Annotated in this window: 14 protein-coding genes and 1 pseudogene; 6 read left to right on the top strand and 9 right to left on the bottom strand. The window is 70.4% G+C overall.

The window, feature by feature from the left end; translation table 11 throughout:
* Positions 1 to 447: 447 nt before the first annotated feature.
* Positions 448 to 4,470, top strand: coding sequence for an nSTAND1 domain-containing NTPase (locus tag J8403_RS23990; RefSeq protein WP_211124960.1), 4,023 nt, complete (start codon positions 448 to 450; stop codon positions 4,468 to 4,470).
* Between the two features lie 201 nt (positions 4,471 to 4,671).
* Positions 4,672 to 5,595: an FkbM family methyltransferase gene (locus tag J8403_RS23985; RefSeq protein WP_211124959.1), complete on the top strand. Its 924-nt coding sequence runs from the start codon at positions 4,672 to 4,674 to the stop codon at positions 5,593 to 5,595.
* A gap of 25 nt (positions 5,596 to 5,620) precedes the next feature.
* On the opposite strand, the gene J8403_RS23980 is transcribed toward J8403_RS23985, so the two are convergent.
* Complete coding sequence (locus tag J8403_RS23980; protein WP_211124958.1) at positions 5,621 to 6,235, bottom strand: dihydrofolate reductase family protein; 615 nt, start codon at positions 6,233 to 6,235, stop codon at positions 5,621 to 5,623.
* 184 nt (positions 6,236 to 6,419) lie between these two features.
* Positions 6,420 to 7,163, bottom strand: coding sequence for a TetR family transcriptional regulator (locus tag J8403_RS23975; protein ID WP_246585957.1), 744 nt, complete (start codon positions 7,161 to 7,163; stop codon positions 6,420 to 6,422).
* 102 nt (positions 7,164 to 7,265) lie between these two features.
* Between J8403_RS23975 and J8403_RS23970 the strand changes: the two genes are divergently transcribed.
* Together J8403_RS23970 and J8403_RS23965 are read left to right on the top strand one after the other, a co-directional pair.
* Positions 7,266 to 7,748, top strand: coding sequence for an SRPBCC family protein (locus J8403_RS23970; RefSeq protein WP_211124957.1), 483 nt, complete (start codon positions 7,266 to 7,268; stop codon positions 7,746 to 7,748).
* Between the two features lie 145 nt (positions 7,749 to 7,893).
* Positions 7,894 to 8,112 (top strand): annotated as a pseudogene (locus J8403_RS23965) (integrase core domain-containing protein); the annotation flags it as partial.
* Here J8403_RS23965 and J8403_RS23960 read toward each other — a convergent pair.
* Together J8403_RS23960 and J8403_RS23955 are read right to left on the bottom strand one after the other, a co-directional pair.
* The gene (locus J8403_RS23960) at positions 8,109 to 8,864 is read right to left on the bottom strand and encodes a glycosyltransferase family 2 protein (protein ID WP_211124956.1); all 756 of its coding nucleotides are present in this window, start codon (positions 8,862 to 8,864) and stop codon (positions 8,109 to 8,111) included. The pseudogene J8403_RS23965 and the gene J8403_RS23960 overlap by 4 nt on opposite strands.
* A 49-nt stretch (positions 8,865 to 8,913) precedes the next feature.
* The gene (locus tag J8403_RS23955; RefSeq protein ID WP_211124955.1) at positions 8,914 to 9,699 is read right to left on the bottom strand and encodes a GntR family transcriptional regulator; all 786 of its coding nucleotides are present in this window, start codon (positions 9,697 to 9,699) and stop codon (positions 8,914 to 8,916) included.
* Positions 9,700 to 9,879: 180 nt separating this feature from the next.
* Here J8403_RS23955 and J8403_RS23950 point away from each other — a divergent pair, with 180 nt between their 5' ends.
* A complete protein-coding gene (locus tag J8403_RS23950) occupies positions 9,880 to 10,491 on the top strand; it encodes a DJ-1/PfpI family protein (protein WP_211124954.1) in 612 nt (203 codons plus the stop codon).
* Between the two features lie 79 nt (positions 10,492 to 10,570).
* On the opposite strand, the gene J8403_RS23945 is transcribed toward J8403_RS23950, so the two are convergent.
* Both J8403_RS23945 and J8403_RS23940 read right to left on the bottom strand, forming a co-directional pair.
* A complete protein-coding gene (locus tag J8403_RS23945) occupies positions 10,571 to 10,675 on the bottom strand; it encodes a zinc-binding dehydrogenase (protein WP_211124953.1) in 105 nt (34 codons plus the stop codon).
* A gap of 47 nt (positions 10,676 to 10,722) precedes the next feature.
* Entirely contained in the window at positions 10,723 to 11,052 is a 330-nt protein-coding gene (locus J8403_RS23940; RefSeq protein WP_211124952.1) for a hypothetical protein, read from the bottom strand.
* 97 nt (positions 11,053 to 11,149) lie between these two features.
* Here J8403_RS23940 and J8403_RS23935 point away from each other — a divergent pair, with 97 nt between their 5' ends.
* Positions 11,150 to 11,863: an SDR family oxidoreductase gene (locus J8403_RS23935; RefSeq protein ID WP_211124951.1), complete on the top strand. Its 714-nt coding sequence runs from the start codon at positions 11,150 to 11,152 to the stop codon at positions 11,861 to 11,863.
* 8 nt (positions 11,864 to 11,871) lie between these two features.
* On the opposite strand, the gene J8403_RS23930 is transcribed toward J8403_RS23935, so the two are convergent.
* The 3 genes from J8403_RS23930 to J8403_RS23920 form a co-directional block, all read right to left on the bottom strand.
* Complete coding sequence (locus J8403_RS23930) at positions 11,872 to 12,837, bottom strand: glycosyltransferase family 2 protein (protein ID WP_211124950.1); 966 nt, start codon at positions 12,835 to 12,837, stop codon at positions 11,872 to 11,874.
* 181 nt (positions 12,838 to 13,018) lie between these two features.
* Positions 13,019 to 13,489, bottom strand: coding sequence for a hypothetical protein (locus J8403_RS23925; RefSeq protein WP_211124949.1), 471 nt, complete (start codon positions 13,487 to 13,489; stop codon positions 13,019 to 13,021).
* Positions 13,490 to 13,598: 109 nt separating this feature from the next.
* Positions 13,599 to 15,986, bottom strand: a complete 2,388-nt coding sequence (locus tag J8403_RS23920; protein ID WP_246585956.1) for a glycosyltransferase — start codon at positions 15,984 to 15,986, stop codon at positions 13,599 to 13,601.
* Between the last annotated feature and the right edge of the window lie 406 nt (positions 15,987 to 16,392).

Below are 16,392 nucleotides of genomic sequence, written 5' to 3'. Positions count from 1 at the left end.
TGACCCGCTCCCACGTTCGGCGCCGGTCCCTCCCCTCGTGGGGACCGGTGCCGAACCGTGGGGCGGTGGCGATCCGCGCCGTGCCGGCGCGGATCAGGTGCGGAGGCCGGATCCGTGGTCGATGCGACAGCCGTCCGGACGGGACCGGCTCCACGGATCTCTCGAACTCATGCGACGGGCCCGCGACCGCCGTCTCGTGGCTCCGGCGAAACGTATGACGTCGACGAAAGCTGACCGAGAACTTGCGGTGTCATGGGTTGTCTCTCCGTGCGCTGAGCTGATGGCCTTGCCGGGCGGCTCGTGGTGGGGTGCGCTACTGCGCCATGATCCTGCCAGTTGTGCCTCTCACCGAGGAGGTTCCGGTATCGCATTACCGGCTTCACCGCTGGTCAGCCGTATAAAGTGAGTTTTCCGGTCCGGATGTTCAGAGCGCGGGGGAAGTAAGGAGTGGAGACCTTGAGTTCCGACTCGGGGGCACGCACAGCCTTCGCGGAACGCCTCGCGCTGCTGTACCGGGAGGCCGGCAACCCTCCCCTCAAGAGCGTGTCCGAGGCGGTCGTCCGACTCCAGCGGGCCGATGAGCGAGGGCGTCCCGTACGGGTCTCCGCCCAGCGGATCAGCGACTGGCGACGGGCCAAGAACGTACCCGCCCAGTTCATCGCCCTCGCGGCCGTCCTGCTCGTCCTGATACCCGACGCCCGCCGCGCGCGGCCCGTGCCGGTGTCCAAGGGCCTGTACGACATGGCCCACTGGCAGCGGCTGTGGGAACGCGCGGTGGCCGACCCGGTCGGCGAGCGCCCCGACGCGTCCGCGGAAGAAGAGGAACGGCCGCCGGCCGAAACCCCGGCCGTCTCCGGTGGCGTCTGCCCGTACCGGGGGCTGGCCTCCTACCGTCAGCAGGACGCCCGGTGGTTTTTCGGCCGCGAGCGGAGCACGGACGCCCTCGTCGCCCAGCTGTGCGCGGCGGAGGAGACGGGCGGCCTGGTCGTGCTCGTGGGCGCCTCCGGGGCGGGGAAGTCCTCCCTGCTGAACGCCGGGCTGGTGCCCGCGTTGCGCGAGCGGCGGGTGCTGCAGCTCGTGCCGGGCGCCGATCCGCTCGCCGAGCTGGCCCGCCGGATACCCGAACTCGCGGACGTCGTCCCCACGTCGGCCGAACCGGAGGCGCGCGAGCCCGGCACCGAGGCGCGGGAGTCCGGCACCGAGGCTCCGGAGCCCGGCACCCGCGGGTTCGCGCGGGCGGTGCGCGAGGCCGTCACGGCGTGGGCGGACCGCGAGACGTCCACCGCCGCCCGTCCGGTGGTGATCGTGGATCAGTTCGAGGAGGCGTTCACCCTCGGCTCCGACGAGGCGGACCGGCGCGCGTTCATCCAGCTCCTCCACGCCGTCTGCACGCCCGACGGCCCCGGCGAGCCGCCCCCTGTGCTCGTCGTCCTCGGCATCCGCGCCGACTTCTACGAGCTGTGCCTGGCCTATCCCGAACTCGCCGACGCGCTGCAGCACCGGCACATGGTGCTCGGGCCGCTGACCACCGCCGAGTTGCGCGAAGCGGTGACCGGCCCGGCCAAGGCCGTGGGGCTGGAACTCGAACCCGGGCTGGCCGAGCTGATCGTCCGTGAAGTGAGCGCCGACAGCCCTCGGGGCACGCATGACGCGGGCGTACTGCCGCTCCTGTCCCACGCCCTGCTCGCCACCTGGCAGCGGCGCAAGGCGGGACGGCTGACGCTGGCCGGCTACCGCGCGGCGGGCGGCATCCAGGGCGCCGTGGCGGCCACCGCCGAGCGCGCCTGGTCCGACCTCGACACCGAGGCGCGCACGGCCGCGCGGCTGCTGCTGCTGCGGCTGGTCCGGCTGGGCGAGGACACCCAGGCCACCCGCAGGCGGGGGACGCGGCACCAGCTCGCGAAGGAGTCGACGGACCCGGGCAAGACGGAGGAATCGCTCGAAGCGCTGGTCCGCGCCCGCCTGGTGACGCTCGACGCGGAGACCGTGGAGATCACCCACGAGGCGCTGCTGCACGCCTGGCCACGGCTGCGCGACTGGATCGACGAGGACCGGAACGACCATCTGGTGCGCCAGCGGCTGGAGGAGGACGGCCGGGCCTGGGAGGGCTCGAACCGCGACGCGTCGCTGCTCTACCGGGGCTCCCGCCTGGAGCAGGCCCACACCTGGGCGAAGACCGCCGGCGGCACCTATCTGACCCGCAGCGCGGTGGAGTTCCTGGCCGCGTCCGTCCGGCTGCGCCGGCGCACGGTGTGGCTCAGCCGGGGTGCGGTGTCGGCTCTGGTCGTCCTGGCGGTCCTGGCGGCCGGTACGGCGGTGGTCGCCTGGCAGCAGCGGGACGACGCGGTGTTCGAGCAGGTGGTGACCGAAGCCGATCGCTTCCAGTACACGGATCCGTCGCTCTCCGCCCAACTCGCGCTGGTGGCACACCGGTTGCGGCCGGACGACGAGGCCACGAAGAACCGGTTGCTCTCGGTGGTGAACGCGCCGCTGGCCACCCCGCTCCACGGCCACACCGGCGCCGTCTACCTCACCACCTTCAGCCCGAACGGACGGCTGCTGGCCACCGCCAGCTACGACCGGACCGTACGGCTGTGGGACGTGAGCGACCGGGCCCGCCCCAAACCGCTAGGCAAACCCCTCACCGGCCATACCAGCTGGGTGAGCAGCGCGGTCTTCAGCCCGGACGGCCGCACCCTGGCCAGCGCCGGCGACGACGGCACGGTCCGGCTGTGGGACGTGCGGAACCCCCGCCACCCGCGCCCGCTCGGCGCGCCCCTGTCCCGCCACGACGGCACGATCTATCTGCTCGCCTTCAGCCCGGACGGACGCACCCTGGCCACGGCCACCGAAGATCGCGTCGTTCGCCTCTGGGACATGAGCCGCCCGGGCCGGCCGAGGCCGCTCGGCGCGCTGACCGGCCACACCGCCGCCGTACGCTCCGTGGCGTTCAGCCCCGACGGCCGCACCCTGGCGGCCGGTGGCGACAACGGCACGATCAGGCTCTGGAACATGGCCGATCCGCGTCGTCCGAAGCGGATCGAGACGGTGCTGACCGGCCATAAGGACCTGGTGCACTCGGTGGCCTTCAGCCCCGACGGCCGGACGCTGGCCAGCGGCAGCGCGGACAACACCGTCCGGCTGTGGAAGGTCGGCGATCCGCGGCGCGCGGAGCCACTGGGCTCGCCGCTCACCGGCCACACCGGCCCCATCTGGTCGGTGTCCTTCAGCCCGGACGGATCCATGCTCGCCGCCGCCAGCCAGGACAGCACGGCGAGCCTGTGGAACGTCAGCGATCCGGAGTACCCCTCGCAGGTCGGCGAGCCGCTCGCGGGCAGCAGCGGCGAGATGTACGCCCTGGGCTTCAGCCCCGACGGCCGCACCCTCGCCACCGGGACCGGCGACAACACGGTCCGCCTGTGGACGCTGCCGACGTCGGACATGGTCGGCCGCAGCGGAGCGTTCCGCCCGGATGGACAGGTGCTCGCCACGGCCGGGCGGGACGAGAAGGTCCGGCTGTGGGACGTGGAGAAGCCGCGCCGGCCGGTGTCGCTGGGCAAGCCGTTCAGCCCCGGCGAGGGCGCGATCCGTGAACTGACCTTCTCCCCCGACGGCCACACCCTCGCGATGATGACCGGCGACCGCGAGGTGCGGCTGTGGAACGTCGCCGACCCGGCCCGCCCCGTCGCCTACCGGCCGCCCGTCCCCCTGCGGACCCGGTTCGCGGGCGCGCTGGCCTTCAGCCCGGACGGGCGCGTCATGGCGACCGCGTACAACGACAACACCATCCAGTTGTGGAACGTCGCCGACCTGTCCCGGGTCCGCCGGCTCGGCGCGCCGCTCACCGGCCACAAGGGCTATGTCAACTCCCTCGTCTTCAGCCCGGACGGCCGCACCCTGGCCAGCGGCAGCGCGGACAACACCATCCGGCTGTGGAACGTGACCGACCCGCGTCACGCGGTCCGACGAGGCCCGCGCGTCACGGGACACCTCGGCCCCGTCAACGCGCTCGCCTACAGCCCGGACGGCCGCACCCTGGCCAGCGGCAGCGACGACAACACCGTCCGGCTCTGGAACGTCACCGACCCCGGCAGGGCGACCCGGCTGCGCTCCCCGCTCACCGGCCACACCGACGCGATCGTGTCGCTGTCGTTCAGCCGGGACGGCAGCACCCTGGCGAGCGGCGGCAACGACAACACGGCCCGCCTGTGGGACGTCACCGTCCCCTCCAAGGCCGCGTCCATCGGCCAGTCGCTGAGCCCCAACGCCAAGACCGGCAATTTCCTGTCGTTCAGCCGCGGGAACCGGATGCTCGGGGTGTCCAGCGGCGCCGACACGGTCCGGCTGTGGAGCCTGGACGTGGACGAGGCGGATCGACGCATCTGCTCGATGACCCGGGGCGTGCTGACACCGGGGAAATGGGACGAGTATCTGCCGCGGCTGTCGTACGAGCCTCCCTGCGGTCGGTGACGACGTTGCGAGAACGTTGCGTGATCGCGGTCACAACTCCTTATCGGAGGGAGGAGTCGGCTCCCACACGCGAGGAGCCGCGTTACTCTTAGGTACAGCCCGACCGCTGGTGCATCCCCCGTCGCCAGCGGTCGGGCGCTTCCATGTCAGGGGGAGGCTCGACGCCGAACGAGCGACGAGCGCGCACCCCCGGGAGGCCCCGTGATCAACAGGCTCGACCAGGCCGCTCTGGACCTCGGCCGCGAGTACGTCCGCCATGCGCCCTGGAGCGCCGGAAAGCGGGCCCTGGTCGAGCACCACCTCAACGCCGCCCTGCGGGACCGCCCCCTGCACCGCCTGGCCCGTACGCGCTTCGGCGCCACGTTCGCCGTCGACACACAGGACCTCATCCAGCGCTACCTCTACCTCTTCGGCGTCTGGGAACCGCACATGACGCGGTGGCTCCAGCGGCGCCTGAAGCCCGGGGACGTCTTCGTGGACGTCGGCGCCAACATCGGCTACTACAGCGTCCTGGCCTCCCGCCTCGTCGGGGCACGCGGCAAGGTGGTGGCGATCGAAGCCTCGCCGGCCTTCCACCGCATCCTCCTGCGGCACGCACGGCGCAACGCATGCGCCAACATCCGCGCGATCAACGCGGCCGTCTCCGACCGCGACGAGCTGCTGACGTTCATCCTCGCCAGCTCCCGCAACATGGGCGCGAACAGCGTCGTCCCCTACGACGGCCCGGCCGAGTCCACCTTCGAGATCGCGGCCCAGCCCCTGCCCCGCCTCCTCACCGAGGAGGAGATCGCCCGCGCCAGGGTGATCAAGGTCGACGTGGAGGGCGCGGAGGGCGGGGTCGTCCGCGGCCTCCTCCCCCTGCTGGACAAACTGCGCCCCGACGCCGAACTGACCGTCGAGGTCACCCCCCAGCGCATGGCCGACCTCGGCGACTCCGTGGACGAACTGCTGACGGCCCTCAAGACCCACGGCTTCCACGTCTACCGCCTGACCAACGACTACGCGGCGGGCACCTACCCGGACGCACTCCGGCGCGCGCCGGAGGTGCCGATGCGCCGGCGGGGCCCGGTCACCGAGGAAAGCGACCTGGTCTTCTCGCGGGTGGACGCGGAGACCTTGCCCTGACGCAGACGGTGCGTGGCGGACGGTGCTACTGGTCGTCCCGGGGCAGGTGGACCTTGGCGTCGTCGTACGTCGCGTCGCCCGTCGGCTCGGCCAGCGCGTAGACCAGGTGCAGCACGCCGGTGCGGAAGGTCGCGGAGGACAGCAGTCTCAGCGGGACCGTGGTGTCGGCCTCGTCGAACAGCCGCATGCCCTTGCGGACGGCGATCGGGTGCACCAGCAGGTGCAACTCGTCCAGCAGGCCGTGCGCCAGGAGCTGCCGGACGACGGAGACCGAGCCGCTGAGGGCGATGTCCCCGCCCGGTTCGCGCTTCAGCGCGGTGACGGCGTCGGCCAGCTCTCCCTTGAGCAGTTCGGAGTTCCGCCAGGTGAACGTCAGATCCTGGCGGGAGGCGACGATCTTGCGGGCGTCGCCGAGCTTCTTGGCGAAACCGGCGTCCTCGCCGCCCTCCGCCTCACGGCCGGGCCACGCGCCGGCGAAGCTGTCGTAGGTCTTACGGCCCAGGAGGAGGGTGTCGGCCGTGGCGAAGGACGCGTCGACGGCGGCGCCCATCTCGTCGTTGAAATAGGGGAAGTGCCACTGGTCGGGAGCTTCCACGACCCCGTCGAGCGAGATGAACAGGCTGGCGGTGATCTTCCTCATGATGCCCCTCCGGGGGAAGCGGTCGGTGAGCTCCTCCTGGGTCGGTGAGCTCCTCCACCTCTCAGACCGGGGAGGCCGCACAAACTCATCGGTGCCGCCGCCCGGCAGGTCCAGCTGTTCTACCCACAGAGGTTGGTGACAGGGTGGGGTCGACCAGGGGAAGCTGCGATCGCGGCGCTGTGGCTTACGGCGCCCCGGGGCCGGACGTCTGAATCTCTGACTGCTCTGGCCGGGTCTCCAGCGAGTTGAGTCCGACGTCGATGAGTCGGGCTGCGCGTTGGACGTCGGCACTCACGGCGTCGTGCAGTTCTTCGAAGGTCTGGGTGCGGTTCAGGTGCTTGCGCAGCGCCCGGAACTGGATGGGCCACAGAGCGAGCAGGGCGGTTGCGGCGATCTGCGATTCGGGGTCGTCCGAGCTCATCCCGGTTCGCTGGGCCAAGGCTTCGGCGGCTACGGCGACTTGCTTGTCGGCGGTGTCGCGCTGATAGGCCCGCAGAGACGGAGTGGATCCCACCAGCATGCCGAAGCGCAGAAGCATGGCCTTGGCCTCGGCCGGGTCGTTCTGAGAGCTCAGCCATGACGTGATGTTGGCCAGCTCGCTGGAGAGGATCTTCAACACCGCGTCGACCGGCGACAGGCCTGGATCGGCCAGGATGGCTCTCAGCGAGGCCATCGTGGCCTCGCCCAGATCGAGGACGAGGGATTCCTTGGTCGGGAAGTAGTTGAACACCGTCTTCTCCGAGACCCCGCAGGCTTCTGCGATCTCGGCGACCCGTACCGCGTCGAAGCCCCTCTCCATGAACATCTCGGTGGCTGTGTCGGACAGCTGCCGTCGAAGAAGCCGTTTCTTACGCTCCCGTAGCCCCTCGACGGCGGGTACCTCGTCACGCGGGCGCAGGGCCGTCCAATCCACGGTGCGCATGGTCATCACCGAAGCATAGTCCAGTCCCTAAAATATTTTCTGCTACTGTAAGTTTACCATCACTGAAATATGCGCTGGCTTGACGCCTGCATGCGACAGGAGCCCTCAATGAGCGTCATCCACATCGTCCGCGACTACCCGCATCCACCGGAGAAGGTCTGGCGCGCGGTCACCGATCCGGAGCTGATTCCGCTGTGGACGGCCACCGGCGCCGGCGCTCGGCCAGCGGGCTTCGCCACCACGGTCGGCACCAAGTTCAAGTTCATCGCGAACCCCAAGCCGGGCTGGAGCGGCGTCGTACTGTGCGAGGTGCTGGAGGTACGCGAGCCTTCGCTGCTGCGCTACTCGTGGCAGGACGAAAGCGGTGGCGAGGTCACTGAGGTCGCCTACCGACTCACACCGCACGGCAGCGGAACGCGCTTCACCTACGACCACACCGGCTTCACCGGGGCCGGAGGCTACTTCATGGCCAAGATCCTTGGCACCATCCGCACCAAGATGCTCACCAAGGGGCTGCCTGCGGTGCTGAACGACCTCGACGACCAAGGCAACCTGCGCCCGCAAAGCCCCCTGGATCCCAAGCGGCCCTAAGCAGGCGCGACAACCCGCTGAACATCGACCACTTCGACACCACACCGTTCGTGAGCGCCCGCGAGATGGCCGGGGCCTCGGGACACCACCCGTGCCCGGCCCATCGTCATCCTCAAACCAGAAAGACCCACATGGTCCACCGCACACCCGCCCCCACCGCTCACAGACCAACGGGAAGGTCGAACGCTACAACCGCACCCTCCTTGACGAATGGGTCTACGCCAGGCCCTACCTCAGTGAACAGGAACGCCGCGACGCGTTCCCCGCGTGGCTGCACAACTACAACCACCATCGGAGACACACCGCCCTGAAGGGGTTGCCACCCGCCAGCCGCGTCCCCAATCTCTCGGGTCAGTACATCTAGCGCGCGTCGTAGCGCCAGCCGTCCATGGCGGCCAGGACCCGGGCCCGGGCCTCGACCACCGCGAAGCGGGCCGCGCGCTCGGCCTCGTCGGTGTGGGCGGACTGGCTGGTGACCTGGCCGGGCCACTTGCGGTAGAGCAGGCCGGTCTCGGCGGTGAACCAGCCGCGGCTGACCGCGTTGAGGGCCATGAGGAGGCCGGTGTCCTCGGACGCGGGCAGGGCCATCCAGCCGCCGAGGGCGAGGAGCAGGTCCCGGCGGACGAAGAGGGTGACGGGGTGGACCTGGGCACGGTAGTCGTTCGCCCGCCAGAACTCGAGGAGGGCGCCGCGCGCGATGGGCCCCTGCGGCGGATCGCCCTCGAAGCCGACGGTGGAGCCGTCGGGCAGCAGGTCCAGGGCGCGGCAGGTGGCCCAGCCGAGATCGGGGTGGCCGGTGAGCGCGCGGAGGTCGCGGGCGAGGGCGCCGGGGGTGAGCATGTCATCGGCGTCCAGCACCTTGACGTACTCGCCCTCGGCGCGGGAGAGCCCCATCGTGCGGGCCATCGCGGCCCGGCCGGCCCGGCCCTGGCCGAAGCTGACGCGGGCGTCGTCGGGGACGTAGGGGCGTACGGCGTCGGTCTCGCCGTCTTCCTGGATGACCCACTGCCAGTCCCAGCCGTCCGGCAGCTCCTGCTCGCACAACGACTTGTAGGCGTCCGGCAGATGCTCGGCGCCCGGGGCGTGGACCGCGGTGATGACGGTGATGGTGTTCATATGGTCCTCAGGGTGTGCGGCATGGTCACCATCAGGGGGTTCGGCATGGTCACCATCTCTTCAGGGACGTGGTGAAGACGAGCTCCGTACGGTCTCCGCACAGCGTCACGTCGGAGACCTCCACGACCCGGTCGCGGATATCCGTACAGATCTTGCGCAGGACGATCACCGACACCCCCTTCTTCAGCCCGAGGGCTTCTGCCTCTTCCACCGTCGGCGGCCGGGCCGTGATCCGTTCCTCTACGCGGTCCAGCTCGATGCCGATCGTGTAGAGCTGATTCTGGGTGCCGCCGGGCCAGGGCTCGTTGGCGGCGTCGAGCAGATCCGGATTGGCGGCCACCACGTCGTGGACGAGGTAGGAGTGCACCAGGGCGAACGGCGCGTCCTCCGCGCGGCAGTTGGTGCGGTAGATACGCTCCAGCACCCGCGTGCCCATGGGGACCCCGAAGACCGACGCCAGGTCCTCGTCGGCCTTCGCGTCGCGGTACTCGGCGTGGAAGGCGAGGTCGGTCACCTCCAGCCCGGTGTCGTGCTCGGTGGACCCGGTCCGCAGCCGCTCCGCCGTGGACCGGCGCACCCGGTCCTTCTCCCACTGGTGCCGGTCGTTGCTCCGCATGACCCGCCGGCGCGGAGTGCGGACGAACGTCCCCACCCCGTGCCGCCGGTCGATCAGCCCCTCGGCCACCAGCTCCGACAGCGCCCGCTGCAGCGTCGGCACACTGGTCCGATACCGCGCCGCGAGCTTGTCCTCGGCCGGAAGCCGCTCCCCGGGCAGCAGCTGACCCGCGCGGATGCTCTGCCGCAGGGCATCGGCGATCTGCTCGTACTTGGCCATGCGTAGCTCACCGTCCCGTCCCTCGGTTGTGCGGCCGCAGCGGACGATTTCAGCGTAAGTCCTTAAGAGGTCTTATGGCCCGATGAGCCACCGCCCCCGGATTGGCCCGCGACCCGGTCCCGGCGCCCGGGGGACACTGAGCCGCTTATCGAGCCGCCTTACCGCACGTGAGGAGATGCCATGCCGCAGGTAGCCGTGGTCACCTTTGACGGATTCAACGAGCTCGACAGCTTCATCGCCTCCGCGCTGATCAACCGATGCCGCAAGGACGGCCTGGAGGCCTTCATCACCACACCGACGCCGGTGGTCGCCTCCATGAACGGCGTCGAGGTCACCGGCCAGCGCCCGATGGAGTTCGTGACCGAAGCCGACGTCGTCCTGATCGGCAGCGGCGTGAAGGCGCGCGAGGTAGTCGCCGACGACGAACTGATCTCCCGCCTCCCCCTCGACCCCTCACGCCAGCTGATCGGCGCCCAGTGCTCCGGCGCGCTGGTGCTCTCGCGGCTCGGGCTGCTGAACGGCATGCCCGCCTGCACGGACCAGAAGAGCCGCCCCTTCGTCGAGGCCGGCGGCGTCACCGTACTGGACGCCCCCTTCCACGCCGAGGGAAACATCGCCACGGCGGGCGGCTGCCTGTCGTCCCAGTACCTCGCCACATGGGTCATCACCCGCACCGTCGGCGAGACCGCGGCACGCGGCATCCTGGACTACGTGGCCCCGGTCGGCGAAAACGAGGAGACGGTCGAGCGCGCGCTGCGTGCGGTGTACTCGGGCGAGGCGGCGCTGCGCTGAGAGTTCGCGCATCGGCCCTCGCGGCTGCCGTGCACCGAAGCCCCCTGCCCGCGATGAAGCCGCAGGTAGGGGGCTGACGTCAGTTGGCGTCGATGTCCAGCACGATCCGGCCGCGGGTGCGGCCCTCCTCCTGGACAGCCCGCCAGGCGTCGGCCGCCTGCTCCAGCGGGAAGGAACGGTACACCCGGGATCGCGTCGGAGGGAGGGACCGCCGGGTGCCGGCGAGGGCCGTCAGTCGGCGCGGATGATCATGTCGACCAGGGTCTTGACCGCGGTCCGCAGCCGGGACGGATCCCGGTACACGCTTTCGATGACGACGTTGCCGCGCGTCATGGTGACCAGGACCCGCGCCGCCTCGACCGGCGGGACCGTGAGCAGACCGACGGCGTCGTCCCGGGAGAGCCGCTCGGCGAGGACGCGTTCCAGACCGTCCAGCAGCCCGCGGAGCGCGGCCCGGATGAGCTCTGTTCCGGCCCGGGCGTCGGTGGCCGTCTTGGTCGACAGACAGCCGCGGGCGGGGATGCCCGCGGTGTCGTCAAAGTTTGCAACAGTGTCAAACATGACGGGCCTGTCAAAGACGGCAGCCCACTCTTCGGGCCGGGCCCCCGGCCCTCACCCGCGATCGGTGCGCGGATCCGCGCAGCAAAGGAGTGAACCCATGCCCCGTAGGCGAGTACTCATCACGGGCGCGTCCAAAGGCATCGGCCGCGCCCTCGCGGAGCAGCTGGCAGGAGACGGCCACACTCCCGTGGGCATCGCCCGCAGCGCACCGCAGTCGTTTCCCGGCGAGTTCTACGAGGCCGACCTTGCCGACCGCGCGGCCACCGATCAGGTCCTGGGCGAAGTGATGGGCGCGGGACCGGTCGACGCCGTGGTCAACAATGTGGGTATGGTGCGACCCGCGCCCGTCGGGCAGGTCGCTCTGTCCGACCTCGACGCGGTTCTCGACATGAACGTGCGCACCGCGGTCCAGATCGTCCAGGCCGCCTTGCCCGGCATGCTCGAACGGTCCTGGGGCCGCGTGGTGAACGTCACCAGCCTGGTCACCCTGGGGTTGCCCGATCGAACGTCCTACGGTGCGGCCAAGGCCGCCAATGAGTTCTTGACGCGGGGCTGGGCCGGAGAGCTCGCGGCACACGGGATCACCGTCAACGCCGTCGCCCCGGGCCCCACCGAGACCGAGTTGTTCCGGGAGAACAACCCGCCCGGGTCCGCCTCAGCCGCCCGCTACCTGGCGGGTGTTCCCATGAGAAGGTTCGGGCGCCCGGACGAGCTCGCGGCCGCCATCGCCTTCCTGCTCTCCAAGAAGGCGGGTTTCATCACCGGTCAGATCCTGCGCGTCGACGGCGGTGCGAGCATCGGCGCGGCCTGAGCACGACGCTAGACGGCGGACACCGCCGACGTGGTCGGGTCCTGGGCGGGAGAGCCGGCCGCGTGGCGGTGTGCCGCCAGTTCCTTCTCCAGCCGCTGGATGTGGTAGTGCTGCACCCGCGCCGTGCGCTGCAGGGCCATCACCGCGGTGAGGAAGTGATCCATCTCGGCGGCCCGGGTGAGGATGTCGTCGGGCACGCGTTCGTCCGGCAGGCAGGCTTCCGCGTCCTGGCCGAGCACGGCCTGTGCCCAGCCACGGCTGATCGGCTTGAACAGGCTCGGGTGGTTGGCCACGATCCGCGCCCGGATGGCCAGGTCGTTCTCGGCGGCTTCCACGTGGAGGCCCGTGTCCTTGTTGCGCGCCCCGAACAGCGGCTCATGGATGTGGTGGGCATCGAAGCCGTGCTCGACGCAGCCGACCCAGAAGTCCCAGTCCTCTCCGGCCCGCATGCTCTCGTCGTAGCCGCCCACGGTCCGCCAGACCTCCCGGCGGTACAGCGAGCAGTAGAACATGATCAGCCGCTGGAGCATCAGTTCCCGGCTGTAGGCGGGGAGGGACATCGCCTGCGGGGGCAGATCGTCGTCGGTGAACGTGAACACATCCGTGGAGGCGATCGCGATGCCGGGGCTGTCGTCCAGGACCGCGACGGTCTTCTCGAGCATCGTGGGAGCGATCACGTCATCGGCGTCCAGCGGAAGGACGTAGCGGCCGGTGGCCGCCTCGATCCCGGTGTTGCGGGCGGCCGAGACGCCGCCGTTCGCCCGCTGGACGATCCTGATGCGCCGGTCGGGGTGGCGGGCGATCAGGGACCGGGCGACCTCGAGGGTGTTGTCGGTGCTGCCGTCGTCGACGATGAGGAGCTCCCAGTCCCGGAAGGTCTGGGCAAGGATGCTGGACACGGCCTGGGGAAGGTAGCGGGCGTAGTCATGGCAGGGGATGACCACCGAGACCACGGGGTCGGGGTTGTGTGACATGCGCGGTCTTTCGGTTCGGGGCGGGAACGGGATCGGGAGTGGGGCCGGGGGTGATGGGAGTGGGTGGGCGTGGGATCGGGAGGGGGAATCGGGCGGGCCGGGCGCCGGTGTTCCGCGCGCCGGCCGTCCCCCCGGGCCGCTTCCGCGGGCCCACGGCCGGACACGGCGAACGGATCCCGCGTCAGCGGTGCGTGCGCTCCGCACGCTGGGGGGCGTGGGTGCCGGCCGCGTGCTCGTGCTGGTGGCCGAACCCGCGCTCGAATCCGGGGTCGTCGTCCTCGACCCTGCAGAACCAGCCGTAGTCGGGGATGGTGACGTTGCCGACGTTGCAGCAGTGCCCGTAGTCGGTGATGGTCATGTTGTTCACGGGCGGGCAGCAGTGCCCGTAGTCCGTGATGGTCATGTTGTTCACCGGCGGGCAGCAGTGCCCGTAGTCGGTGATCGTGACGTTGCCTATCGGGTCACAGGGGTGGCTGGTCCCGGGCGCAAGGGTGACATCGCCGCTCATCGGCTGTCCTGAGTACCCGTACGCCGCCGTCCCGGTCTGCGTGTCCGGAGCGATGGCGGCGTAGGCCGCCTCCGCGGTGCTGAGCAGTCCGGCCGTGGCCAGCGCGGCAGGCAGCGCCAGTGAGGTCATGACACGGGATTTCACGGTGGCACCTTTCCTTGGGGTGCGGGGGATCTGCCCAGGAATGCCGGTGTATGTCGCGGCGTGGGCAGCAAAGTCACCGTAAGTTTTGTCACTCGATGTGTCAAAACGACTACCTACTGTGCGTGACGGTCAGGAGGGCAGGCTCCGGCTGCGGTGTGCCGTGGTGCGGATGGACCACTTCCAGATCGGGCAGCGCCCAGCAGGCGGTTCCCATGTCCAGGGCCATCGCGGCCAGCCCCTCGGTCTCGATGAGCTGCCGGTAGGGGAAGGACGGGAAATTGAGGCCGTCGCGGTGCAACTCCGCACGGACCAATAGCGCCGTTCCGCCGACCGAATCGACGCGGACGAGTCCGCGTCCGCGCAACTCGTCGAGATACGTCCGGCCGAAGCCCCTGGGCGGTTGAAGGATGCCGTCGCGCAGCCACTGGGCCCAGTTGAGCGTGGCGGCTCCGGGCGCCAGGACGAAGGTGTTGAGGTCGTACGTCGGCCCGCCGGGTGCCGTGGCGCAGTGCGGGACGACGATGTCCTTGCCCGCGCCGAGCAGGCGCTGGACGAGGTCCGCCGGGTAGCCGGTGACATCGACGTCGAGCCACAGCACCCACTCCTCGTCGGCCAGGGCCCGGGCGAGGAGGTGGTTGCGCACCTTGGCCAGCACCGACCGGCGCCGGCGCTGGATGCCCGGCTCCCAGCGGGCCCCGGCCAATTGGAGGCCGACGTCATGGTGGACGAGGGTCACCCGCCGGAACTCCCCCTCGATGCCGGGCAGGAGCTGCCGGAGCAGTTCCGGGGTCGAGTCCCTGCTGTCGCCCTCCAGCAGGCCCAGCGAGATCGCCTCGCGCGGGTAGTCCAGTGTGCGCAGGCGGTCCAGATAGCCGGGCAGGAACGCGGCCGCGTCCTTGAGGGGCGTGAGCACCAGCACCGGGGGCCGCTCGCTCGCCGGTGCCGGGGGCGGCTCGGGGACCGGCCGCGGCTTGCGCTCGTACGTGCTCGCGACGGCCGCGGCGGTCTCGGCGTGCGCGATGTCCCCCGGCTCGAGCGGCAGCCGGGCCGCCATGGCGAGCAACTGCCCGGCGTAGGCGCCGGGTTCGGCCCACACCTGGGTCGCCACCTCGAAGTGCTCCGCGAAATGCGACTCATCGAAGGTGTTGTTCCCGTGGCATACGTAGGTGTACAGGTCGGACGCGTCCACCGAGACGGCCCGGCAGCTTCGGACGATCTCCTCGGCCACCGGGGTGTCCTCGCCACGGCGCTCGGCCGGATAGCGCGGGAGCCGGTCCTTCGCGCACACCATCGACCCTTCCCAGACCCGCGCGCAGGAGATGGCGAGCTTGCGCCGGGCGGGCCACCACAGCCGCTCACGGGCGAGGAAGCACGCGTCGGCGCCGAGCGCGAGAATCGCCGCCATCTGGGTCTCCACCCGCTCCGGGTCGTACAGGTCGTCGTCGTCCCACTGGCACACATACGGCCCGGTGGCCCGGTCCACCGCCTCATTGCGCAGCTCCCCCAAGGTCCGTCGCTCCGGGGGGAGCCGGTGGTGGCGGATCCGCGGGTCGCCCAGGTCACGGATGTGCCGCTCGAGCGTGTCATCGGTGCCGTCCTCCAGCACCACCAGCTCCAGGTTCGGGTAGGTCTGAGCGGTGAAGCACCTGATCGCGCGGCGTGCCGTCGCCGAGCGGTCCTTGGTCACCATCAGACAGGACACGGCCGGCGCCGGTGCGCCCGAGGCCCAACGGCGGCGCTGCGCCTCCAGGTTGAGCAGCCCGTCGGCGACCGGTTGCCGCTCCTGGCTCGCCCAGAACGGGAGCCGTCGGCCCGCCGAGACCCTCGGCGCGGTCGCGGTGTCGCAGGCCCAGCTGCCCGACCAGTGGTGCACGGCGTAGGCACGGTCGTAGTCGGCCTCCTGCGGGCCGAACAGCTCTGTCGCGTACGGGCTCACCTCGGGGTACAGGGCCTCCGGGCCGACCACCGTGATCGATTCCGGCTCCGGGGCACTGTCGACCGCTCTGGTGAGGAAGAAGGGGCCGGTCGCATCGAGCGTGTGCGGCAGCTTGTGGGCGCCGACCAGTCGACGGTGCACATGGGCCGCCCAGAAGGGGTGGCCCGGCCGTGACGCCATGAACGCGTTGCCGACGATCCGGGTGAATCCGCGCTGCCGGGCCAGCAACAGGCGGGTGTGTGCCTCGGGTTCGCAGCCGAGGACGAGTTCGCGCCCGTCAAGGAGGTCGGAGACCGGCTTCAGGCACTCGAAATCCAGATCCACGTAGAGGCCGCCGAAATGGTCGAGCAGGAAATAGCGGATCGCGTCGGCCCGCATGATCGGTTCGGGATAGCCGTCGTAGACCGGCAGGAACCACGGATAGTGCTCCTGGAGGAAGGCGCGATTGTCGGCGTCCGTCCACAACCGGTAACCCCATCCGGGGTGGTTCCGCCGCCAGGACTCGGCCCACTTCTGCCATGCCGGAGGGAGGTCGGCGTCTTTCCATGTCTGGTGAATCAAGGGGGGAATTGTCTTGTGTGTAGTCATTAGCACAGTATGTCGGGTTATCCGAAGGGTCGGATATCCGGTGGTGCCCGTCGCCGGAGCAATCACCCGAACGGTGGGCTCGGCGCATCGGGCAGGGCAGGGACTGACCCGCCGCGTAGACCGGGCGAGCTACGTACAGGCTTCGTACCCCTGACGGGTGAACGACTCGTGGGCGGCACACCCCGCGGCGTAGCGTGGATGGACCATCCACCGGGGCGGGGGCACACGCAGTATCAGAGCGCAGGACCGCTGCAACTGCCACTACCAGCGGCGTTGTCCCACGTTCGAGGGGCGGTCTCCACGAGACCGCCCCTGACCAGCTATCAGCCCGATGCACTCCAACCGTCTGACCTCGTCCCAGGTCGGACTGCAAAATCCT

Origin of the sequence: Streptomyces yatensis (genome assembly GCF_018069625.1) — a bacterium.
Lineage (GTDB): Bacteria > Actinomycetota > Actinomycetes > Streptomycetales > Streptomycetaceae > Streptomyces > Streptomyces yatensis.
This window is presented reverse-complemented; position numbering and strand designations above follow the sequence as displayed.